Genomic DNA, 21,039 nt, shown 5'->3' with positions numbered 1-21,039 from the left:
CACTGATGGAATTTGCCGAAAGCGGCCAATTGTCGCGCCAATTGGCCGGTCGCGGCGAGAGCCGGCAAATCCATTACACTGCACGGGCGCTGCGACGCGCTGCCGGCAGCCGATCGGGACGGGCTTCCGCCAATGACAAATCACTTCCAGGAGAAGAGCTTGAGCACTGCCATTCCAGAGTTGACGACGATGGCCATCGTACTGAACGAGGGCCTTGCCGAGATCACCCTGAATCGTCCGGAGCGGTCGAACGCCATCAACCAGGCCATGTGGCAGGAGCTGCGCATGGCCTTCTCCTGGGCCGACGAACACGATGAGGTGCGGGTGGTGATGCTCAGTGGTGCCGGCCGGAACTTCTGCGCCGGCATCGACCTGGCGATGCTCGCCGGTGTCGCCGAGCGCGTAGCGCATCGCGACCCGGCGCGCGGACGCGAAGCGCTACGCCGCGTGATCCTCGATCTGCAGGATTGCCTGTCAACCATCGAGCGTTGTCGCAAGCCGGTGCTGGCGGCGATCCACGGCGCCTGCATCGGCGGTGCGATCGACCTGGTGAGCTGTTGCGACATGCGCTACGCGGCCGCTGACGTGCACTTTGCAGTGCGTGAAATCGACGTCGGAATGACCGCCGACGTCGGCACGCTGCAGCGCCTGCCGCGCCTCGTCGCGGACGGCATCGCGCGCGAGATGGCCTATACCGGGCGCAAGGTCGATGGCTTCGAGGCCAAGCTCATCGGCTTGATCAATCAGCTTTTCGAGACCCCGGAGACGCTGCTCGACGGCGTTCGCGAGATCGCCCGGACGATCGCCGCGAAGTCGCCGCTGGCGATACGCGGCAGCAAGGAGATGCTCAACTACGGGCGTGATCATTCGGTCGCCGACGGCCTGAACTACGTGGCGACCTGGAACGCGTCGATGCTGACTTCGAGCGATCTCGAGGAAGCGATGACCGCCATGCGCGAGAAACGGCCGCCCACCTTCAGCGATTGAGGCGCCTGCACGGACAGCCGCAGTGAGCGTCGTGAACACCTTTGCGCATCATGTCGGGCTGGCCGCACCGCTGTTCGTTCTCGTGCTGGTCGGCTACCTGCTGATGCGCGGTTGCGGCTGGCCGAAGGCAATGTCCGAGAACCTCTCGCGTTTCGTGTTCTCGGTGGCTCTGCCGGCGATGCTGTTCCGCATGATGAGCGACTTCTCGAAGCTGCCAGCGGTCGACGCGCGCCTGCTGGTCGCTTTCTTCGGCGGCTGCCTGATTGTCTTTGCGATCGGCCGTCTGCTTGGCTGGTGGCTGTTTGCGCTCGACGGAGTCGGGCAGTCGGTGTTCGCGCTGGGTGGCGTGTTCTCGAACAACGTCCTGCTCGGCCTGCCGCTGGCCAAGGTCGCACTCGGCGAGGCGGCGGTTCCGTCGGTGGCCCTGGTGCTGGTGTTCAACGCCTTGATCCTGTGGACCCTGGTCAGCGTGTCGGTCGAGTGGGCGCAGCATGGCAACTTCTCGGCGCGCGGCTTTGCCAGGACGGCGCGTGGCGTGCTGACCAATCCGATCGTCGCCGGCATCCTTTCGGGAGCGCTGTTCGGTCTTGGCGGCTGGCCGCTGCCGGCTCTGATCGCGCAGCCACTGGGCATGCTGGCGCAGGCGGCGGCGCCACTGGCGCTGATCGTTCTCGGCATGGGGCTGGCCGAGTACGGCGTGCGCACCGGCTGGCAAATCAGCGTTGCCATCTGTTTCCTGAAGTTGATCGTGCAGCCGCTGGTGGTCTGGGCGCTGGCGTTGCTGATCGGCCTGCCGGCGATGGAGACGCAGGTGGTCGTTCTGCTCGCTTCGCTGGCCGTCGGCGCGAACGTCTATTTGATGTCGCGCCAGTTCAACACCCTCGAAGGGCCGGTGGCCAGCAGCCTGGTGTTGTCGACGCTTCTCGCGGCCTTGAGCACACCGCTGCTGATGACGCTGACCGGCCGCTGAGAGCCCGTGCCGATATTCCGCAGGGTTCGCGTTGGGCGTGAGTGCCTCGTTGGTGATGGCGAGTTCATTGGCCGTCATGCCCTTCCGATCGCCGACAACCTGCTCAAGCGGCAGTTCGACCCGGGCAAGGCCAATGCCGCCAGGGTTTCGGACATCACCTAGCTCCGCACGGGGAGCGGCTGGTTGTATCTGGCCGCCGTGATGGACCTGTTCTCGCGCAAGATCGTGGGCTGGGCGATGGCCCCCCACAGCCCTGCCGAACGGGTCTGTACAGACTTGCAGATGGCCATTACCCAGCGCCAACCATGCCGAAGCCTCCCGCGACGTGACCGGTTACATCGTCGGCTTCTGCAACAGCGCCCGTCTGCACTCGAGACTCGGTTACCTGCCGGCGAATATCTATGAACAGCAAGTGGCAGAAAGACAACCCATCCCGGTGTCCGAAAAAACTTGACCACTACAGTCAGCCTCCGGTGCGCCATTCGAGGACCTTCTGAAAACTGGAAACAAGGAGGTACGAATCGATCGTCACCCTGACAACGGCACAGGTCGGCGAAGCTGCAAATTCGGCCAGATAGGGGTGGCAGGCGAGGAACCGCTCGAGCAGGAGAGCGGCTTCACCAGAAGCCACTTCCTGTGCCTTCCCGATGGCGGTTACCGCGATGGAATCCTTTGTGTCAGAGCCTTTGTTCTCGCGGTTATCGATCAGCAGGGCGACCCGGCAATTGGCCGCAAGGTTGGCGAACTTGCGCGTCGTCCTATCAGTCAGAACGACCAGTTGCCGCAGGTCGGCGGAGGCCACGAATGCCATTAGGCTGGTGAAAGGCTGGCCGCGGTCGTCGGTCGCCAGCACCGCGAAACGTTGCGAACGAAAAAGATCACTCAGAATCCTCGCTGTCTCGATATCCGTGCTCATCTCGTCCATTCCGTAAAGGAAGCCGCGTTTGACGCGTGTTTCGAAGACAGTGCCATCAACGCTGGCTCTGCTGCTCGAAGCGCGCTGCAAATTCCTGCATTCGCGAGCGATTTTTGCCCCAGTCGAAAAAGCCGAACAACGACCGTGATCGAAATTCGATGCGCTGCGTCTGCGCGTCGATTCTGAAATCGACCTGGTCCCTGAAGCCAACGGGCGTGGTGAAGATCACTTCCAGCGCCAGATCTTCGCTGCGCACGACTGTTGCCTCGGGGAAGGTTTTCAGCGTGGCTTGCAGCATGGTCATGGCCTGCGCGGGTGTGCCTGTGTATCGCAGCGGCAACAGACTGCCGGTGCCCAGCGAGTTGGCACAGTTGCTGGCAAGGGTGCAGGCGAGGTGCGAGGAGATGCTGTCGTAAGCATCGCTAGCGTGGGGCTTCGGCGCATCCGAGGCACAGCCACCGAGCACGATCGCCAGTGTCATAACGCCAAAGCTGGTGTTTTTCGGAACGATTCGCAAGACCTTCCTCAAGTCAGAAGTGGGCGAGTACGGTACGGCGTGACGAGGGTGCTCCGGCCAGCATCGAACCACAGGCGGCGATCGGCCACCTCGTTCGCGCTCGCGGCAAAGGCGGAGACAAGCCGCGCGTGAGTCACGAGGACAAACCCGGTCCCCGGCAGATCCAAGCGTTGAGCGATCTTCTTGCCCTGGCAGCGGATCATCCACAAGAGGATCATAGGCGATCCAGCGAATTGCGTAGTTCGTCTGCCCGCTCCTGTAACGAACGCCGCGTCGCTTCATCCATCTTCGCCAACTGTCGATAGACCATGCCGAGACGCGGATTGGGCGAGATCCTTCCGGCGTGGCGCGCAAAGAAGTCCCAGTAGAGGGAATTGTAGGGGCAGGCTCGCTCGCCGGTGCGCAGCTTCTTGTCGTAATGACAGCCCTTGCAGTAGTCACTCATGCGATCGATGTAGGCGGCGCTGGATACGTACGGCTTGGTGGCCAGCAGTCCGCCGTCGGCGAACTGGCTCATGCCGAGGGTGTTGGGCAGTTCGACCCATTCGAAAGCGTCGACATAGACACCGAGATACCAGCGATGCACCCCGGCGGGGTCCAGTCCCGCCAGCAGCGCGAAGTTGCCGATCACCATCAGTCGCTGGATGTGGTGGGCGTAGGCGTGCTCGAGAGACTGGCCGATGGCGTGGGCGAGACAGCGCATCCTGGTCTGACCGTTCCAGAACCATCCCGGCAGCGCCCGGGCGTGGCCAAACACGTTCTGCTCGACATACTCCGGCATGTGCGCCCAGTAGAAACCGCGGATGTACTCGCGCCAGCCGACGATCTGCCGGATGAAGCCCTCGGCAGTCGCCAGCGATACCCGCCCCGCGCGCCAGGCGGCGTTGGCCTTGGCAACGACCTCGCGCGGATCGAGCATCTTGGTGTTGAGTGCAAATGACAGGAGCGAGTGGAATATTCGCCAGGCGCCATGGCTCATCGCGTCCTGGAAGTCGCCGAAGTGCGGCAGCGCTTTCTCGATGAAGGCGTCGAGTTGCTGCAAGGCTTCGGCGCGATTGAGCGGCCAGGCCAACTGTGCCGCGTTGGCCTCGCCGAAGCTGTTAACGCCCGCGGAGACGATCGTCTGCCAGAGCGCTGAATGATCGTGAGAGGTCCGGAAGTCTGCGGGTTCGGACGGTAGCCCTGGCCAGGGCTTGCGGTTGTCGTGGTCGAAGTTCCATTGGCCGCCCACGGGTCGGCCAGCGCCATCGATCAGTACTCGATGTTGCACCCGCATGTGGCGGTAAAAGTGCTCCATCACCCATTGCTTACGGGCCGAAAACAGCCGCGCAGCGTCGTCGCGCAAGGTATAGAAGTGCTCGCTTTCCACCATTCGGCAGGGGATGGATTGCCGCCGAGCATAGGCGGCCAGTTGCGCGTCGAGTCGCCATTCGTCGGGTGCCTGGTATTCGAAGGCCCGGACGTTGAACCGAAGCAGCAGCGCATCGAGGTTGTCCGGGAGCGACTGCCGGTTGTCCGGATCATCGATCGTCAGGTAGAGAACGCGGTGTCCGGCCGCACGCAACTGACGGGCCAACTCGCGCATCGCGGCAAAGATGGCGAGGACTTTCTGCGCGTGGTGCAGCACGTAGTCGGTTTCCTGGCGCATTTCCATCAAGACGTACAGCACATCGTCGCGCCGCTGCTCGAACCAGGTGTGCCGTGGATTGAGCTGGTCCCCGAGAATCAGCCGAAGAGTTGTGCCGGGACTCATGCGGTTTTCTGGTAAAGCCCCCGGCGCTGGCGTTGCGGCAAGCCGCGCTTCCGCTCCAGACCGGGCAAGCGGTGCGTCAGAGGGAAAGGTTCGTGGCAGGGCCGCGATTCACTCAGTCCGGCCATCAGCATCGCGCGAACGACTGCAACACCTGTTCGGCCAGCGTCCGGCCGCTGCGCCAGGCACCCTCTACCTTGCCGCCGTTGAGCCAGTCTCCGCAAAGGCCCAGGCCAATGTCTGGACGCCAGGCACAACCCTCGTGGAGGGCCGGTTCGGTGTCGGCGTAACGCCAGCGGTGGACAGTCCATTCCTGTGGGGCTGGACCGCCGAGTTGGCCAAAGGCGGATAGCAGGGCGACGGCGACGCTCTCGGAATCTTCTTCCAGATGCGCCTCGCTCCAGTCTGCACAGGCGTGCAGCAGCCAGGTTTCCTCGCCGCTGCGGCCCGGCTTGCTGCTGTTGCGGGCGAGCCAGCGCAGTGGGCCCCGATTGACGAAGGCGGCATCGAACGGCAGGTCGACCGGCGCAGCAAAGCGCAGCATAAGCGCCCAACAGCCGCGCATCACGGCGCTGCTTGCCAGTGCCGCCAAATCGGGGGCCGCTTGCTGCAATAGTGGTACCGCCTGCGGCGAAGGTACGGCCAGCAGGACGGCCGCAAAGCGCGTTTCCAGCCAGCCCTGTTCAGCCGAAAAAACCTGCCAGCCGTGCGCCTGAGGCCTGAACTGCTGGATGTTCGTTCGCGCGTGCACGGCCAGAGTGCTGGCCAGATACCGGGCAGGCGCGGTCATCGTCGGCATACCGACAAAGCGCTCGACCGTCGGCTCGCGTTCTTCCGGCGAATCGCCATCAAACATCGATAGCCTGGGAGCCCAAACGCCCGCGACCCCGGCCTGCTGCCAGCGCTCCACTTCGGCGCGGAAGGCGGGGTGGCGAGCGGTGAAATACTGGGCGCCGTGGTCGCATTGCCAGTCGTCGCCGCGACGGGTGCTCATACGTCCGCCGGGGCTGCGACTCTTGTCGAACAGACTGACTTCGAGGCCAGCCCGTTGCAGCGCCGTGGCGCAGGACAGGCCGGCGATGCCGGCACCGATCAGCGCAATATGCGGAGGGTAATTCATGGCTTCCTTGTCAATCATCAATCCGACGAGCCTGCGCGCGAATTCTTCCCGGCACAAGTCATTGCCAGCCTTGCAGCCACTGCTGGCCGTCGGTTAGATCACGCCAGGGCAGCGAAAACAACCGCCGAGAGTACACCGATTCCAGTTCGATGCTCTCGATTCGAGTGGCCGGGGACTCCGGCTGAATCACCCCGGTAACGATGAAGTGTTTCTCCTTGTCATGCGGGGTGGCCGCCGTCCACTTGCTGAGCAACAGCTTCTTCGGGTTCAGACGGCGAGCAGCCGGTAAGCCGAAGGCCTGTGATTCGGATCCGGGTGCGGAAGATGATTTCACGGCTTCACTCATCATTGTCCTGGACAAACTATAGTTTGGCGCGTAGTATAACGCACAAATGACCTTTACGTGGTCATGCGCCTCAAGGATGTCTATCACAAACAAGGCTCCAGATCGGTAAGTCTGATGATTTCATTGGCGCCCGGGGAGTCCCTTCCTTAAGAACAGCTGAGCCGGAGAAGAGATGTCATGGAGAAAGTAGCCCTGGTCACTGGAGCAGCAGGCGGGCTGGGTCAAGCGGTGGCGGCCAGGCTGGCAGAGGCCGGCTGGGAACTACTGCTGACCAGCCGGGACGGTGAGCGCTTGACCCACAGCTACGGGGACAGCCACGTACAGGTGGTCGCTGACTGCTCCACCGTTGCCGGGGCACGCCACGTTCTTGAGGTCGCCAAGGCGCACCAGTTGCTGCCCACGGCCTTCGCGCACTGCGTCGGCAACATTCGCCTGGGCGCTCTGCATCGCATGTCCGACGCCGACTTTGCGGCCTGCCTCAGCGCCAATCTGGTCAGCGCCTTCCATACTCTGGCGGCTTTCGTCGGCGCCTTGCGCGACGCCAAGTGCCCGGGATCGGCGGTGCTGGTCTCGTCGGCGGCTGCACGGATCGGCACTCCCAATCACGAAGCAGTAGCGGCAGCGAAAGCCGGTGTCGAAGGGCTGGTACGCAGCGCCGCGGCGACCTACGCGAGCAATGGCATCCGGATCAACGCCGTCGCCCCCGGCATCATGGACACGCCTGCCTCCACCGCCATTCTCGGCACCGCGATGGGCCGCGAGGCGGCGGCTCGCCAGTACCCCTTGCCGGGCATTGGCTCACCCGACGAACTGGCCGAACTGATGGTCTGGCTGCTCTCGGACAAGGCGGCCCGGGTGACCGGCCAGGTGTGGTCGATGGACGCCGGCTTTTCCACCGTTCGACCGTTGGTCAGGTAGGGCGCGATGGACCACTCTCTGCCCACTCCCGTTGCACGCATTCCGCGCAGCGTTGCCTGGCTCGGTTACGGAGGACTGCTGCCGTTTCTCGTCCTCGCCCCCGCCAGCCTCGTCGACCCGCACCACGCTAAGCTCTGGAGCGATGCGCTGTTTGCCTACGGTGCGGTGATCCTGACCTTCGTCGGCGCCCTGCATTGGGGGTTCGCCATGACTTTGACGGATCTGAGCGCAAGTCAGCGGACGTGGTGCTTCGTCTGGAGTGTCGTCCCCGCACTTATCGCCTGGTCGGCATTTCTGTTCTCGCCGATGCTGGCGAGTGTCCTTTTGGTGACCGGGTTTCTTGCCCACTACTGGCAGGATAGATTTCTGATCGCCGCCAGCCATCTGCCGGCGTGGTACCTGCCGCTGCGCTTCCGGCTGACTACGGTGGCCTGTATTTGCCTGACAGCAGGTGCTTTCGCTGAAACCTGGTAATCGTCCAAAACCCGTCGAGCAAAGGAGCCCCAATGAACGCCTTCAACAGACTTCCGGGATTCGTGCAGACGCCGGCTGGTCGCGAGCGCGACGTGCTCCGTCTGTTACCCCGTGTGCTCGTTTTCGGCACGCTGCTTCTGGCCCTGCCGTCGCTGGCGGCGAGAATTTTTCTCGGCGGAGGGGATGCAGTGGACGCCTCGACTCACCTCCAGATGGTCGACATTCTTGCGCTCAGTATCGCCGTCCTGCACTGGACGGTGGTGCTGACGGTGGCGATTGCTGCGTTCATCGTCATGGTGATGAAAGGTCCCGCTTACGTGGCCGACGCCTATCCGCTCGAGGATTCGGAAGTCCCGGATTCTCCCGATTGCCGGCAGCCGGCTTCGTATTGAAGAATCGTCGCCAAGTGTTCCGGGCTACTGTCGGATCAGACGAAAAGCGAGGCCGCATGCTCGACGATGAGAGCAGCAAACGCGACGCAAGCACCGCGGCCGTTCCCGGCGGACGGTGGTCCAGGCTTGCCCGGCTGGGTGTTCTCGCCAGCGGTGTTGCCGGCAGTATGCTGGCACAAGGCACACGACAGTTGACCCAAGGCAAGCGTCCGCGAATTGCCGACTTGCTGCTGACGCCTGAGAACGCGTACCGGGTTGCCGATCAGCTTGCCCGATTACGCGGGGCAGCGATGAAGTTCGGGCAACTGTTGTCCATGGATGCAGGCGATCTGTTGCCTCCGGAGTTTGGCGTTATCCTGGCACGCTTGCGCGCCGACGCCAAAGCCATGCCAATGAGCCAATTGGTGAATGTGCTCGACGCCAACTGGGGGCATGGTTGGGACCGTCATTTCCGGCAGTTCTCCTTCACGCCGAAGGCGGCAGCGTCGGTGGGCCAGGTCCATCTGGCGCAGACGAGGGACGGGCGGCGCCTGGCCATAAAAGTCCAGTACCCGGGTGTCCGCCAGAGTATCGACAGCGACGTCGATAATGTCGCCACCCTGCTGCGTGTCTCTGGACTGCTGCCCAGAGGACTGGATGTCGGACCGCTGCTGCGGGAATCGAAACGTCAGTTGCACGCCGAAGCGGATTATCTCGGTGAGGGCGCCTGGCTCAGCCGCTACGCCGGACTTCTTGCCGACGCGCCCGAGTTCATTCTGCCCGGGGTGCACGCCGACCTGACGACGGAGAGCGTCCTGGCGATGTCCTGCATGGGAGGCGTGCCGGTCGAATCCTTGCTGCATGCCCCGCAAGCCGAGCGGGACCGCGTGGCAGGACTGCTGTTCCGGCTGCTTTTTCGGGAGATTTTCGAATTCCGATTGGTCCAGACCGACCCCAATTTCGCCAACTACCGCTACGACAAAGCCAGCCGCAAACTAATACTGCTCGACTTTGGCGCCACCCGCCCCTACCCGGCAGTTGTCGTCGAGGCCTATCGCCGGCTGATGGCGAGTACCGTCGTCGGAGACCGGCAGGAAATGAGCATGGCCGCCAGCGCTATCGGCTACTTTCGGGCTGACATCGGGGAGAGGCAGCGGCAACTCGTCCTTGACGTATTTCTGCACGCCTGCGAACCCTTGCGCTACGCCGGCGCCTACGATTTCGGAAATTCGGATCTGCCAGCGCGAATCCGCGACGCCGGCCTGGCATTGAGCAGCGAAAGGGATTCTTGGCATACGCCACCGGCGGATGCCCTGTTCTTGCACCGCAAGGCAGGCGGTCTTTATCTGCTGGCGGCAAAGCTCAAGGCGCGGGTGGACATCGGCGCCTTGTTCCAGCCTTACGCGTCGAGGCAGGCGCCGTCATGAGCCGGAAGCGAGATGCTGAATGGCCGGGCCCGCCGTCCAATCGTCGCCGTGCGTCGTTCCGGGCCGGGGTTGGCAGGGGCGGATGGCTACCTGCTTTCGATAGACCAGGGCAGCAGGCATGACGACTCCGATTTGCCGATTCGACACCCCCGAGGCCGTCGCCGGCTGGTACGCCATTGACGATCGCGTGATGGGGGGGGTCTCGGCCAGCCGGATGGCTTTTCATACGGAAGGGCATGCCACCTTCTCGGGATCGCTTTCCCTCACCAACAACGGCGGCTTTGCGTCCGTTCGCTCACCGGTGATAGCGTCCGCTAGCGTGGGCGGCTCAGCCTGTTTGCTCACCGTGCGCGGCGACGGCAAGCGCTACAAGTTCAGCATTCGGACTGGCGCCGAGCTCGACGGTGTCAGTTACCAGGCGGCTTTTCAGCCACCGGCTGGGGAGTGGACCAGGATAGAACTGGCCGTCGCCGATTTTATCCCGACCTGGCGAGGGCGCGTCCTCGACCACCTGCCACCGCTGGCCGTCTCATCGGCAAGACAAGTGGGCCTTCTGATCGCCGATCGACAAGTGGGTCCGTTCAAGCTCGATCTGCGCGCGATCGAACTTGTCGGCTGAAGGAAGGAGAAGAATGCGCAAGCGGCTCATCCTTGTACTGGTAGTCATGTCATGGTCGTTTCCGGCGTGGGCCGATGATCCGGCTTTGTCGCTCGGCGAACTCGCAAAACCGGGCCGTGTGCTGATGCTGCGGCATGCCCGCGCGCCGGGGTTCGGCGACCCGCCGAATTTCGTCATCGGCGATTGTTCCACGCAGCGGAATCTTGACGCCAGCGGCCGGGCTCAGGCACGACAGTTGGGCACCCGTCTGCGTGCGGTCGGCCTGACCAATGGACGAGTCTTTTCCAGCCAGTGGTGCCGTGCGCTCGAAACGGCCCGCCTACTGGACCTTGGCCCGGTAGAGTCCTTGCCGGCGCTGAATTCCTTCTTCGGGCGGGCGGACGATCGGGAAGAAACTCTCGACGCCTTGCGATCGTTTCTCGCCAGCTTGCCCGTTGATGGCCGGCCGGTGATCCTGGTCACCCATCAAGTGGTGGTGAACGCCTTCACCGAGGCAACGCCGCCTGCCGGCGGCGGCAGTGTTTTTCAGGTCAATGGAACCCCGATGCCGGTATGGCTTGGTGTCATTCCCGTCGAAGCACGAGAAGGTTCATGAGCATGACCTCCATTCGACGCATCTGCTCGGCCTTTAACTCGCTTCGCTGCTCCATTGTTTCCCCCCAAACCCCTGCAATGGGGACGGCGTTTCAGCAGTGACATGGCGGCGTCGAACGCGGCAGCGGCTCGCTGCAGCTCCAATACGCCGTATTGTGCCTTTCAATACGAGGTGGCGGAGAGGCAACGACGCGTGTTCGCTGGGAGGCCAGTATCGGATACCACGAGGCACCGCTTGGTGCGTGACCTGCTTCAGGATTGGCTGCTGATCGTCTCCAGGGGCGGCAACGAGAACTTCTTGATTGACTTCGGCTATGGCGGTTAAGGATACTTGTGGATGTGACTTTGGAGCACCCATTCTCAGATCAGCGTTCAACCAACGGTCAAGAGGCCATGAATATGTCAGAGGAAAACGGGTCGGCGCTTCACGACGATCATCTTTCGGAGAAACACGACGATCCATTGGTACGCGGATTGCATCGAGTCATCCGTCAAGCCATTCGCCTGCTGGCCGTCCTGATGACGATGGTCATCCTGTGGTGCGTTGCCGACGTGGTGCTGGTTCTCTACAACGCGTTGTCAAAACCGCCCGTACTGCTTCTTGACCTCAACGATATTTTTGTCGTCTTCGCGGCCTTTCTGGCAGTGCTGATCGCCATCGAAATCCTGGTCAATATCACCCTCTATCTGCGCGACGATGTCATCCACGTCCAACTTGTCGTAGCGACCGCACTGATGGCCATCGCCCGTAAGGTGATCGTGCTCGACCTGAGCACCCTGCAAGCCGAATATCTCTACGGCATGGCAGCTATCCTGCTGGCGCTCGGTGTTACCTACTGGCTGGTCTCTTCGCAGCCCAAGAAGTGAGAGAGCCGGGTCAAGAGCTTCGCGACGGATAACGGACTGCCGCTGGAGGTGCCGAACCACTGGATGAAGGCTGTAGGCATTGCTCGATGGTCAGGTCATGGAGTCGAAAGCGCATCGAGATCAGCACTCCGCCGTCCTGCCACGGAGCGCTTGATCGAAACGGTGGCGGGCGTGTTTCTTGCCCATCTTGCTGTTCAGTCAATCAGGCTTCCGCGACCTGAACCTGCCCTGGAACGATCGGCGACAAGTGCTTCGCCTCGCGCACCTCGATGTGTGTCACCCGCTGCAGTTCAAGCCCCCAGCGGCTCATGGCCTGCGATATCAGAATGGCCTCTCCAGAGTTGAGGCTGCCGTCCGCATCGACGATGTCGACGATCGCGGTCAAGGCCTTTTTCTGCAGCTCAGGCGACTGAATGTCATCCAGCAGGTGATCGACCAATTGCAGATCGAGCTCGATCTGTCCGATATTTGGCGCGCGGGCCGTTTGCATCAGGTCATTACAGAATTCATGTATGACTCGCTCAAGCGTCTCGGGGGGGATGCCCAGATCCCCGCGAAGTTCATGCTTTTCGAGTGCCTCGACTTCGCTGTGGTCGAGCGCGCCGTCAGCGAGCAGGGCCAGGGCGACGATCCGTGCCATGGCTTCCGGGCTATCGATGGGATATTTCCGCATTTTTCTCTCCTTGTTGGAACGGTTAAAAATTCCTTCTGAGCACGCCAGGGATCCCCTTGGCCAGAACGAAGTTCCGGCGTGCGTGACGGCGGCGCGCGCCACGGCGCAACCGGCGGCGGCTGGCTGGCAGACATGGCGTCAAATCGTCATGAAGGCCTCCAGGCCGTTGCGACAAACCTCACCGGAGCTTCAACCAGATCTCGTTGCGGCGCAGGAACCACGGCATGAAAGGAGGGTTGTAGCGCGCCAGGACCGGCTCTCCAAACCAGCTCACGTCGGCCGTACGCAAGGCGGTTTCGAGTTCGGCGAGGTGCTCATCGTAATTGGCCTGGGTCCAGAACCCAGAGTAGCGGATCACCGCGACGGTGCTTGCTGGCACTTCGCGCAGTTGCACCCGCGCGTCGTCCGGTTCGGGCGCCAGGTCGAGCGTCACCTCGCCGGGCAACACGAACTGCACGCGATAGCCCCCCGGGGCGGCGACCTGGGTCACCGGCGCGGTCATTTCGAGTCGCATCGGCGCTGGCGCCTGGGTCACCGGTGCGGTCATGGCGAACTTCGTCGAGCCCTTGTTCTTGCCGAAGATGTAGCCGGCAAGGATCGGGAACGCTTGACTGCCTGCCTCCTCGGCCGGGGCGTTGACGATCACCTCGGCTACAACGTACGGCGCGTAGCGCCGGACCTCGACTTCGCCGATCCGTCGCTCGACTTCATAGGAGGGTTCCTCGATGGCGCTCGACAGGCTTGGTGCGGCTGCGATGGCCAGGGAAAGCAAGAACTTGCGCATTGGAGTCCGTCCAGTAGGGGCAGCGACCGGGCGCCGAGCGGCTGACCCGGAACACGCCGCGTTGATTGATGGTGGGTACGCCGCCTTGCACTTCATCGCAACGCTCGCGCGGATCGTGACGGAGCCCTGCCGCGACGCCGGTAGGCCTTCTCGAACTCCATCACCAGGTAGATCGTCAGTCCGACGGCAATGATCGGCAACCAGTCGAAGGCGGCAATTGGTGCAGTGTGGAAGAGGTGGTTGAACAGTGGCAGGTAGGTGAATGCGAGCTGGGCGAGCATCATGGTGCCGATGCCGGCCCAGATCCAAGGGTTGCTCAGCAAACCGAGGTGGAACATCGACCAGCGCAGCGAGCGACAGTTGAGCAGGTAGAAGGACTGTCCGACCGCAAACACATTGACCGCGATGGTACGCGCCTGCTCTTCACTGGCGCCGCGCAGCAGTGCCCACTCGAACAGCCCGAAGGCGCCGACCAGGAGCATCACACCGACCATCGCGATACGCAGCGCCAGCTCGCCGTTCACGATCGGCGAGCCGGGAGCGCGTGGCGGACGGCTCATGAGATTCGGTTCCTTGGGTTCGAAGGCCAGCGCTAGCCCGAGGAAGACCGCCGTGGTCATGTTGATCCACAGCGCCTGCACGGGCAGGACCGGCAGCGGTTGGGCGAGCATTACCGCGACGACGATCACCAGTCCCTGGCCGGCGTTGGTCGCCAGGATCCAGGTGATGAACTTGGTCAGATTGTCGAAGACCCCTCGTCCCTCTTCGACGGCGGCGGCGATGGTGGCGAAGTTGTCGTCGGTGAGCACCATGTCTGCGGCTTCCTTGGCCACCTCGGTGCCGGTTATTCCCATTGCCACGCCGATATCTGCCCGACGCAAGGCGGGTGCGTCGTTGACCCCGTCGCCGGTCATCGCCACCACCTCGCCGCGCGCTTGCAGAGCCTGCACCAGGCGCAGCTTTTGCTCGGGAGTGACGCGCGCAAACACCGCCGTATCGTTCGCCGCGGCGGTCAATTCGCTGTCGGAAAGCGTGGCCAGTTGCGTGCCGGTCAGCGCCGCCGGAGCCACGCCCGGACCGGCGCGCTGATCGAGGCCGATCTGGCCGGCGATGGCGGCTGCGGTGACGGCATGGTCGCCGGTGATCATCTTTACGCGAATGCCGGCGTCGCGACACGCCGAGACCGCCCTGATCGCTTCCTCGCGTGGCGGGTCGATCATTCCCTGCAGGCCGACGAAGGTCATTCCCTCGGCCAGGTCCTGATGGCCGAGCGTCTCCTGATCGTTGCTCGCGGGACGCTGGGCGAAAGCGAGCACGCGCAGCCCTGCCGCGGCCATTCCGTCCACCTGTGCGAGCACCACCTCGGGCTCGAGCGTCACCGTCTGCGCTCCGGCGTCCAGCGCGCCGCTGCAGCGCGCCAGCACGCTCTCCACCGAGCCCTTCACAAAAACCATTCGCGACTCGCCGGCATGCAGGGTCGCCATGTACTGATGCTGCGATTCGAAGGGCACCGCATCGAGGCGCGGCGCGCCGGCGAGGGCCTCCTGTGAATCCAGACCGGCCTTGCGCGCCGCGGCCAGCAGCGCACCCTCGGTGGGGTCGCCCTCGACCTGCCAGTGGCCATCTTTTTCGCGCAGCAGCGAGTCGTTGCACAGCATGCCGGCGCGCAGCAGCGCCACCAGGGCGGGATGATTTCCGGGGTCGACGGCCAGCCCTTGCTGCTGCAGGCTACCTTCAGGGCCGTAACCGACGCCGCTGAGGTCGAAGTGAGCGCCGCCCGCGGACAGCTTCTGCACGGTCATCTCGTTGCGCGTCAGGGTGCCGGTCTTGTCCGAGCAGATCACGGTCGTGCTGCCCAATGTCTCGACCGCCGGCAGGCGGCGGATGATCGCGTGACGTTGCGCCATGCGCCCGACGCCGATGGCCAGGGTGATGGTGAGCACCGCCGGCAGACCCTCCGGGATCATCGCCACCGCCAGTGCGACAGTCGCCATGAACATCGCCACCCACGATTCCCCGTGCGCAAGTCCGACGACGAAGGTTAAGGCTGCCAGGGCCAGGATGAGGTAGAGCAGATAATGGCTGAAGTGCCCGACCTGTCGCGTCAGCGGAGTATCGAGTTGCTGCGTGCCGGCGATCAGGCCCGAGATGTTGCCGATCTCGGTGCCGTCACCAATGGCGGTGACCACTCCGGTCGCCGTGCCATAGGTCACCAAGGTCGAGGTATAGGCCATGTTGCGGCGATCGGCGAGCGCCGCGTCGTGGGCCAGTTCACCGGCCTGTTTGGCGACCGGAACCGATTCACCGGTCAGGGCGGACTCGTCGACCTGCAGGTCGCGGACCTGCAGCAGGCGCAGGTCCGCCGGAACCTTGTCGCCAGAAGCCAGCATGACCAGATCGCCCGGAACCAGGTCGCGGGCGTTGATCCGCTGTTTGTTCCCGGCGCGCACGACCGTTGCCTCGGTGGTCAGCGCGCGCGACAGCGCAGCGAGGGCGTTCAAGGCCTTGTTTTCCTGTGCGAAGCCAAGAACAGCGTTGAGCAGGACCACGGCGAAAATCACAGCCGCATCGACATAGCCACCCAGGGCCAGCTTGACCACGATCGCAGCCACCAGGATATACACCAGCGCTTGGTTGAACTGTTGGACAAAGCGCTGCAGAGGGCTCTTGCCCTTGGCGGGGGTCAGGGCATTGGCACCGAATCGTTCCTGGCGCCCGGCGACTTCGAATTGATCGAGCCCGCCTTCGCCACGGGTATCGAGGAGGTCGATCACCTCGCTTGCCGGCAGGTGGTGCCAGTGCTTTTGCAAGAGGTCTTGCACGGTCTTTACTCCTGTACGGTTGTTTTTTTACGCGCGTGCTCGAACTGAGATACTCGAACCACCGCCACGAAAATCGGTGCGGCCATGATTGGAATTAGAAAGCCGCACTCTAAGTGTCTAGGACAAAGTATAGACAAAAAGTTCAGGAATTACCAACAAAGGCGGCTGGGTGTTGGTCGAGCGCTTGCAGCTGTCGGTGCTATCAACTGACAGGCGGCTGGAGTGACGACGACAAGCCCAAGCTGGGCAGGGAGCAGGGAGCAGGGAGCAGGGAGCAGGGAGCAGGGAGCAGGAGCGTCGCGGCTATGGCGACGATTCAGCTCGCAGTGCGGTCACGGGGGCTCACTCTTGGCATTCCATCGGCACCCTCGCTCCCCGACTCGTCAGATCCTGCTTGCAGGGTGGTGACGAATGACAAGCTGGCCCTCAGCATCGCAGCGAGTTGATGGTCTTCCGTGTTCCAGCTTCAGGGACAATGCCCTGAATTGATCGTGAGCCGACTGACGCCAACCTCCACACACCCACCGATCCAAACTTGAAGCATCCGCCACCGTAACCAAGATCGCTACCGTACAACAAGCGGCCGCTCGGATTGCTCTGCCCGGACTTCTCCGCCGGACCTGCGCGAGCGGCGGCGATGTGGCTTACAGCTGACGCTCAAGGCGCATCCCGCCAACGACCGCTCGGGCCGAGTTTCTGGCGTCGGCTTTCCGGCAGTTTTCAGAGCCAAGCGGCCGTTCAGAAGCCTGCTTCTGTTTTGAAGCCGTATGTACAGGATTCCCCGCTGGTGTGTCCCCACTGTGGCGGCGCGATGCGAATTATCACCTTGATCACCGACGGCCCGACCGTGCGAGATCGATCCCCAGGCCCGGCCGGCACCGGACTACGAGCTCGATCAGCGCGTCGCCTGTTAGTCAACCGCGGCTGCCTGTCGTCGGCGCGCAGGTCGGCGGGATCGGGCCACCCGCGCAACGCGGAAAAACACCCCTGCGGCGACGCACAGCCACTCCACCGCCGGCGTCAAGCCGTGTTACGCTGCCGCCGCAGACATCTGGTGCGGGTTGGACTTCCTGTCCGTTATCAGCCGCGATACCGAGGCCTCGCCGTCGAAGGACAGATAGTTGTCTATGCTGAACGACGATTCTGACCCGAATGTGTTCGACTTCGGCGCCCATGCCCGAAGAGTCGCTGTCATTGCATAAATGGCCAGCGCCGACCGCGGCAAGGTAGGATCCGGCTTCGTTGTCACACCCTCCGCGCCGAAACTCACCGTGAAGATTCTCGAATACACCGGCCTTGACACCGCCCGCGTCAAGGCCAGCTGCCGCAAGGTGGCTGATGCCATCGCCCGCAACGACTTTCGTGCCGCACAGGTCAAGAAGCTGGTCAATCTCAGCCACGGCAGGTTCTACCGCGCCCGGCTCGACGACGCCGACCGGCTGCTGTTCTCGCTGGTTCGCCACGGCGACGAGGTCTGCGCGCTGATGCTGGAAGTGATCGCCAATCACGACTACGACAAGTCGCGCTTCCTGCGCGGCGCGGCGATCGACGAGAGCCGGATCATGGACATCGACGCCGACGAGGCGATCGGTGAAGCCTTGCCGGTGCGCTACCTGCACCCGGAGCGGACGGCGATTCACCTGCTCGACAAGCCGATCTCCTTCGACGACACGCAGGAGGCGATCTATCACCAGCCAGCACCGCTGATCGTCGTCGGCAGCGCCGGCAGCGGCAAGACCGCGCTGACCCTCGAGAAACTCAAGCACGCCGAAGGCGAGGTGCTCTACGTCACGCACTCCAGCTACCTCGCGCAAAGTGCCCGCGACCTCTATTACGCCAACGGCTTCGAGCGCAGCGGCCAGGACGCCGTTTTCCTCTCCTACCGCGAATTCGTCGAGTCGATCCACGTGCCAGCGGGTCGCGAGGCGAGCTGGCGCGACTTCGCCGGCTGGTTCGGACGCATGCGGCAGACGTTCCGGGAGTTCGACGGCCATCAGGTATTTGAGGAGATCCGCGGCGTGCTTGCGGCCAGGGCCGGTGGCGTCCTCGCGCGCGACGACTATTTGGCGCTCGGCGTGCGCCAGTCGATCTTTCCGGTCGATCTGCGCGACCGGCTCTACGACCTGTTCGAGAAGTACCGTGGCTGGCTCGCCGAAGCGAGGCTCTACGACCTCAATCTGGTCGCCCAGGACTGGCAGGCGCTGGCGGCACCGCGCTACGATTTCGTCGTCGTCGACGAGGTGCAGGACATCACCACCGTGCAACTCGCGCTGGTCCTCAGGACCCTGAAGAGGCCGGGCGACTTCCTGCTCTGCGGCGATTCGAACCAGATCGTCCATCCCAACTTCTTTTCCTGGAGCCAGGTCAAGAGCCTGTTCTGGGAAGACCCGAAGCTGGCCGAGCGGCAGGAACTGCGTGTGCTCACCGCCAACTTCCGCAACGGGCTCGAGGCCACCCGTGTCGCCAACCAGTTGCTGAAGATCAAGCACCGGCGCTTCGGCTCGATCGACCGCGAGAGCAACTTCCTCGTGCAGGCGGTCGGCGGCGAAGCCGGACAGGTCGCGCTGATGCCCGACAAGGACGCCAGCAAGCGCGAGCTCGACCAGAAGATCCGCCAATCGACGCAGTTCGCCGTGCTGGTGATGCGCGACGAGGACAAGGCCGAAGCCAGGAAGCACTTCGCAACGCCGCTGCTCTTCTCGATCCATGAAGCGAAGGGGCTCGAATACGACAACATCGTCCTCTACCGCTTCATCTCCGACCACCGCGCCGAGTTCAGCGAGATCGTCGACGGCGTGGAGCCGGCCGACCTGGCCGCAGATACGCTTGACTACCGGCGGGCGAAAGACAAGAGCGACAAGTCGCTCGAGGTCTACAAGTTCTTCGTCAATGCCCTCTACGTGGCGCTGACACGCGCGATCAGGAATGTTTACGTGATCGAGTCGGATACCGGCCATGCGCTGTTCGGGCTGCTCGAAATGAATCTCGGGCAGGTCAAGGTCGAGGCCAGGCAATCGAGCCTCGAAGACTGGCAGAAGGAAGCGCGCAAGCTCGAACTGCAGGGCAAGCAGGAACAGGCCGAGACGATCCGTCGGACGATCCTCAAGCAAACGCCGGTTCCCTGGCCGGTTTTCGGCGAAGCGAAAGTCGTCGAGCTGCTGGTCAAGGTCTTCCGCGAACAGCTTCCCGGCGCCAAGATGAAGCAGCAGCTCTATGAATACGCGGCCTGTCACGACGAAGCGCAACTCGCCGAATGGCTGGTCGCGGAGGCGAAGTTCGAGCAGGCGACGAACTTCGCGCAGCAACGGGCGAACTTCGCACGAAAGACCTACCTTCCCTACTTCGCCAACCATTTCAAGGACATCCTGAAGCAATGCCAGCAGTACGGGGTCGAGCATCGACTGCCGATGAACCTGACGCCGCTGATGGCCGCGGCTGCGGCCGGCAACGTACCGCTGGTCGAAGCGCTGCTCGAGCGTGGCGCCGACCGCGACGCCGTTGACCACTATGGCTACAACGCGCTGCACTGGGCGTTGCGCGAGGGATTCCGCGATGCGAAGTTCGCCCGCGGCCCGCTGGCTGCGCTTTACGAACGGCTCGCCCCGGCGAGCATCGACGTCAATACCGGCGAACGGCTGGTTCGCCTCGACCGGCACCTGTCGGAGTACTTCCTCTTCCAGACGCTATGGGTTCTTTTCAAGTCCCGCTTCAGTCACCGCCAGCGCCGCAGCAACGGCACTTTCGAGGCGCAGGCCATTCTCGACGCCTGGCAGCATCTGCCGGCCAATATCGTCCGTCCGGAACGCAACCGGCGCCAGCATCTTTCCGGCGTCCTGGCGCGCAACGAAATCGACCGCGACTACGCGTACAACCGGGCGCTGTTCAGGCGCGTCAGTCAGGGCTGGTACCAGCTCAATCCCAAACTCGCCGTCCGGCGCCGCCAGGGCGACGAGGAAGTGTGGACGCCAGTCTGTGCGGCGCTCAACCTGCCGCTGATCAACGAGTTTTCCCGGCTGAACGACTGGGAATGGCCGGAGCCGATTCCGAAAGTCATCGACCGCTTGCTTCTCGACGCGGGTCTGCCCGGATGGCGAGTGCCGATCGCTGCCGAGCGCGCCGTGGCCCGTGCGCAGGCGCTCGAGGAAGAACGCCTGGCCGAAGCGCGAGCGCTGCAGGCGCAGCGCGAGGCAGAGCAGGCAGCCGCGGCGCAGAGGCCCGTCAGATGGGGTCATCCGCAGGCCAAACGCCTCGAGATCGAGCGTATCCGGCGCGAAATCGAAGCGCGCAGGAAGCGCTGACCCGACGGACGGCTGAGCGCCGCAGAACCGCTGCCCGTACGGCAGACGGTGGCTGGCGGCTGACGGTCAGCGCTGGCTGCGCAGGGCGGTCACTGCGGACAGCCACTCGATGCCCGATCCGCAAGCCTGAGGACACTCTCCGTCGCACCGTGAAAGCAGCCCGGCGCACGCGCTGTACGGTGAAGTCGCGTTTGGCCTGCGCCTCCGCCAGTTGCTGCCGCAGTCGCGGACCGCGGGGGAGGGGGCGCCAAGTGTTCGCGACAGCCATTGCATGATCGACTGCCCGAGCAGTACCGGCATTCTCGGCACCGCAGTCAATCGTCGCGCGCGGCAGCTGCCCGGACAGGGGGTGCCAAGGAGCACCGCCCGGCGCAGGCGCGAATCCGGGGCCTGCACCAGCATCTCCAGGATGGAGAGACCAACATTCGCGAGCGCTATGCCAGAAGCCGGCCCGTCAAGTGGCGGCTCAAAGAGCAGAATGTCCGCCGCGAACCCGCTCGCCTATAGCCACACTTTTCAACATGACCGACTACCCGTTGACGAACTCCGAGTTCTCCGGTCCGGACGGCGGCGGCTTTCGGCGCTG

General features: G+C 63.5%; 19 protein-coding genes and 1 pseudogene. 11 read left to right on the top strand and 9 right to left on the bottom strand.

What is annotated here, in order from left to right; all coding sequences use genetic code 11:
• Positions 1-159: 159 nt before the first annotated feature.
• From QZ613_RS08285 to QZ613_RS08275, 3 genes and pseudogenes are all read left to right on the top strand, one after another.
• The gene (locus QZ613_RS08285) at positions 160-987 is read left to right on the top strand and encodes a crotonase/enoyl-CoA hydratase family protein (RefSeq protein WP_291868802.1); all 828 of its coding nucleotides are present in this window, start codon (positions 160-162) and stop codon (positions 985-987) included.
• 31 nt (positions 988-1,018) lie between these two features.
• Positions 1,019-1,957, top strand: a complete 939-nt coding sequence (locus tag QZ613_RS08280) for an AEC family transporter (RefSeq protein WP_291868828.1) — start codon at positions 1,019-1,021, stop codon at positions 1,955-1,957.
• Positions 1,958-2,029: 72 nt separating this feature from the next.
• Positions 2,030-2,411, top strand: a pseudogene (locus QZ613_RS08275) (DDE-type integrase/transposase/recombinase); the annotation flags it as partial.
• Between the two features lie 9 nt (positions 2,412-2,420).
• Here QZ613_RS08275 and QZ613_RS08270 read toward each other — a convergent pair.
• From QZ613_RS08270 to QZ613_RS08245, 6 genes are all read right to left on the bottom strand, one after another.
• A complete protein-coding gene (locus QZ613_RS08270) occupies positions 2,421-2,873 on the bottom strand; it encodes a pyridoxamine 5'-phosphate oxidase family protein (RefSeq protein ID WP_291868799.1) in 453 nt (150 codons plus the stop codon).
• A 55-nt stretch (positions 2,874-2,928) separates the two neighbouring features.
• Positions 2,929-3,390, bottom strand: coding sequence for a DUF1499 domain-containing protein (locus QZ613_RS08265; protein ID WP_291868796.1), 462 nt, complete (start codon positions 3,388-3,390; stop codon positions 2,929-2,931).
• A gap of 8 nt (positions 3,391-3,398) precedes the next feature.
• Positions 3,399-3,608: a hypothetical protein gene (locus QZ613_RS08260; protein ID WP_291868793.1), complete on the bottom strand. Its 210-nt coding sequence runs from the start codon at positions 3,606-3,608 to the stop codon at positions 3,399-3,401.
• Positions 3,605-5,143 carry a cryptochrome/photolyase family protein gene (locus QZ613_RS08255; protein ID WP_291868790.1) on the bottom strand — a complete coding sequence of 513 codons (1,539 nt, stop codon included), beginning with the start codon at positions 5,141-5,143 and terminating at the stop codon, positions 3,605-3,607. Before QZ613_RS08255 ends, QZ613_RS08260 begins: the two co-directional genes overlap by 4 nt.
• 124 nt (positions 5,144-5,267) lie before the next feature.
• Positions 5,268-6,260 carry an FAD-dependent oxidoreductase gene (locus QZ613_RS08250; protein WP_043567691.1) on the bottom strand — a complete coding sequence of 331 codons (993 nt, stop codon included), beginning with the start codon at positions 6,258-6,260 and terminating at the stop codon, positions 5,268-5,270.
• Between the two features lie 58 nt (positions 6,261-6,318).
• The gene (locus QZ613_RS08245) at positions 6,319-6,594 is read right to left on the bottom strand and encodes a TIGR02450 family Trp-rich protein (RefSeq protein ID WP_291868787.1); all 276 of its coding nucleotides are present in this window, start codon (positions 6,592-6,594) and stop codon (positions 6,319-6,321) included.
• 189 nt (positions 6,595-6,783) lie between these two features.
• Between QZ613_RS08245 and QZ613_RS08240 the strand changes: the two genes are divergently transcribed.
• From QZ613_RS08240 to QZ613_RS08210, 7 genes are all read left to right on the top strand, one after another.
• On the top strand, positions 6,784-7,524 hold the full coding sequence (locus QZ613_RS08240; protein ID WP_291868784.1) for an SDR family oxidoreductase: 741 nt from the start codon (positions 6,784-6,786) through the stop codon (positions 7,522-7,524).
• A 6-nt stretch (positions 7,525-7,530) separates the two neighbouring features.
• Positions 7,531-7,998, top strand: a complete 468-nt coding sequence (locus tag QZ613_RS08235) for a DUF3429 domain-containing protein (protein ID WP_291868781.1) — start codon at positions 7,531-7,533, stop codon at positions 7,996-7,998.
• 32 nt (positions 7,999-8,030) lie between these two features.
• Positions 8,031-8,390, top strand: a complete 360-nt coding sequence (locus QZ613_RS08230; RefSeq protein ID WP_291868778.1) for a hypothetical protein — start codon at positions 8,031-8,033, stop codon at positions 8,388-8,390.
• A gap of 56 nt (positions 8,391-8,446) precedes the next feature.
• Positions 8,447-9,796 carry an AarF/ABC1/UbiB kinase family protein gene (locus QZ613_RS08225; protein WP_291868775.1) on the top strand — a complete coding sequence of 450 codons (1,350 nt, stop codon included), beginning with the start codon at positions 8,447-8,449 and terminating at the stop codon, positions 9,794-9,796.
• Positions 9,797-9,914: 118 nt separating this feature from the next.
• Positions 9,915-10,415, top strand: a complete 501-nt coding sequence (locus QZ613_RS08220; RefSeq protein WP_291868772.1) for a CIA30 family protein — start codon at positions 9,915-9,917, stop codon at positions 10,413-10,415.
• A gap of 13 nt (positions 10,416-10,428) precedes the next feature.
• Positions 10,429-11,010, top strand: coding sequence for a histidine phosphatase family protein (locus QZ613_RS08215; protein ID WP_291868769.1), 582 nt, complete (start codon positions 10,429-10,431; stop codon positions 11,008-11,010).
• 398 nt (positions 11,011-11,408) lie between these two features.
• Positions 11,409-11,876: a phosphate-starvation-inducible PsiE family protein gene (locus QZ613_RS08210; protein ID WP_291868823.1), complete on the top strand. Its 468-nt coding sequence runs from the start codon at positions 11,409-11,411 to the stop codon at positions 11,874-11,876.
• Positions 11,877-12,078: 202 nt separating this feature from the next.
• On the opposite strand, the gene QZ613_RS08205 is transcribed toward QZ613_RS08210, so the two are convergent.
• From QZ613_RS08205 to QZ613_RS08195, 3 genes are all read right to left on the bottom strand, one after another.
• The gene (locus QZ613_RS08205; RefSeq protein ID WP_291868766.1) at positions 12,079-12,651 is read right to left on the bottom strand and encodes a TerB family tellurite resistance protein; all 573 of its coding nucleotides are present in this window, start codon (positions 12,649-12,651) and stop codon (positions 12,079-12,081) included.
• Positions 12,652-12,727: 76 nt separating this feature from the next.
• On the bottom strand, positions 12,728-13,333 hold the full coding sequence (locus tag QZ613_RS08200) for a heme-binding protein (RefSeq protein ID WP_291868762.1): 606 nt from the start codon (positions 13,331-13,333) through the stop codon (positions 12,728-12,730).
• 92 nt (positions 13,334-13,425) lie between these two features.
• Positions 13,426-16,155, bottom strand: a complete 2,730-nt coding sequence (locus tag QZ613_RS08195; RefSeq protein ID WP_291868759.1) for a cation-transporting P-type ATPase — start codon at positions 16,153-16,155, stop codon at positions 13,426-13,428.
• A 1,271-nt stretch (positions 16,156-17,426) separates the two neighbouring features.
• On the opposite strand from QZ613_RS08195, the gene QZ613_RS08190 reads away from it, so the two are divergent.
• Complete coding sequence (locus QZ613_RS08190) at positions 17,427-20,453, top strand: ankyrin repeat domain-containing protein (RefSeq protein ID WP_291903914.1); 3,027 nt, start codon at positions 17,427-17,429, stop codon at positions 20,451-20,453.
• The last annotated feature ends 586 nt before the right edge of the window (positions 20,454-21,039 follow it).

Origin of the sequence: Candidatus Accumulibacter sp. ACC005 (genome assembly GCF_907163215.1) — a bacterium.
Lineage (GTDB): Bacteria > Pseudomonadota > Gammaproteobacteria > Burkholderiales > Rhodocyclaceae > Accumulibacter > Accumulibacter regalis.
This window is presented reverse-complemented; position numbering and strand designations above follow the sequence as displayed.

Bases quoted from the DNA above. Each gene is read 5' to 3' on its own strand.
- QZ613_RS08270 (WP_291868799.1), bottom strand. From the start codon at position 2,873: ATGAGCACGGATATCGAGACAGCGAGGATTCTGAGTGATCTTTTTCGT.
- QZ613_RS08260 (WP_291868793.1), bottom strand. From the start codon at position 3,608: ATGATCCTCTTGTGGATGATCCGCTGCCAGGGCAAGAAGATCGCTCAA.
- QZ613_RS08255 (WP_291868790.1), bottom strand. From the start codon at position 5,143: ATGAGTCCCGGCACAACTCTTCGGCTGATTCTCGGGGACCAGCTCAAT.
- QZ613_RS08250 (WP_043567691.1), bottom strand. From the start codon at position 6,260: ATGAATTACCCTCCGCATATTGCGCTGATCGGTGCCGGCATCGCCGGC.
- QZ613_RS08240 (WP_291868784.1), top strand. From the start codon at position 6,784: ATGGAGAAAGTAGCCCTGGTCACTGGAGCAGCAGGCGGGCTGGGTCAA.
- QZ613_RS08235 (WP_291868781.1), top strand. From the start codon at position 7,531: ATGGACCACTCTCTGCCCACTCCCGTTGCACGCATTCCGCGCAGCGTT.
- QZ613_RS08230 (WP_291868778.1), top strand. From the start codon at position 8,031: ATGAACGCCTTCAACAGACTTCCGGGATTCGTGCAGACGCCGGCTGGT.
- QZ613_RS08225 (WP_291868775.1), top strand. From the start codon at position 8,447: ATGCTCGACGATGAGAGCAGCAAACGCGACGCAAGCACCGCGGCCGTT.
- QZ613_RS08220 (WP_291868772.1), top strand. From the start codon at position 9,915: ATGACGACTCCGATTTGCCGATTCGACACCCCCGAGGCCGTCGCCGGC.
- QZ613_RS08215 (WP_291868769.1), top strand. From the start codon at position 10,429: ATGCGCAAGCGGCTCATCCTTGTACTGGTAGTCATGTCATGGTCGTTT.
- QZ613_RS08210 (WP_291868823.1), top strand. From the start codon at position 11,409: ATGTCAGAGGAAAACGGGTCGGCGCTTCACGACGATCATCTTTCGGAG.
- QZ613_RS08200 (WP_291868762.1), bottom strand. From the start codon at position 13,333: ATGCGCAAGTTCTTGCTTTCCCTGGCCATCGCAGCCGCACCAAGCCTG.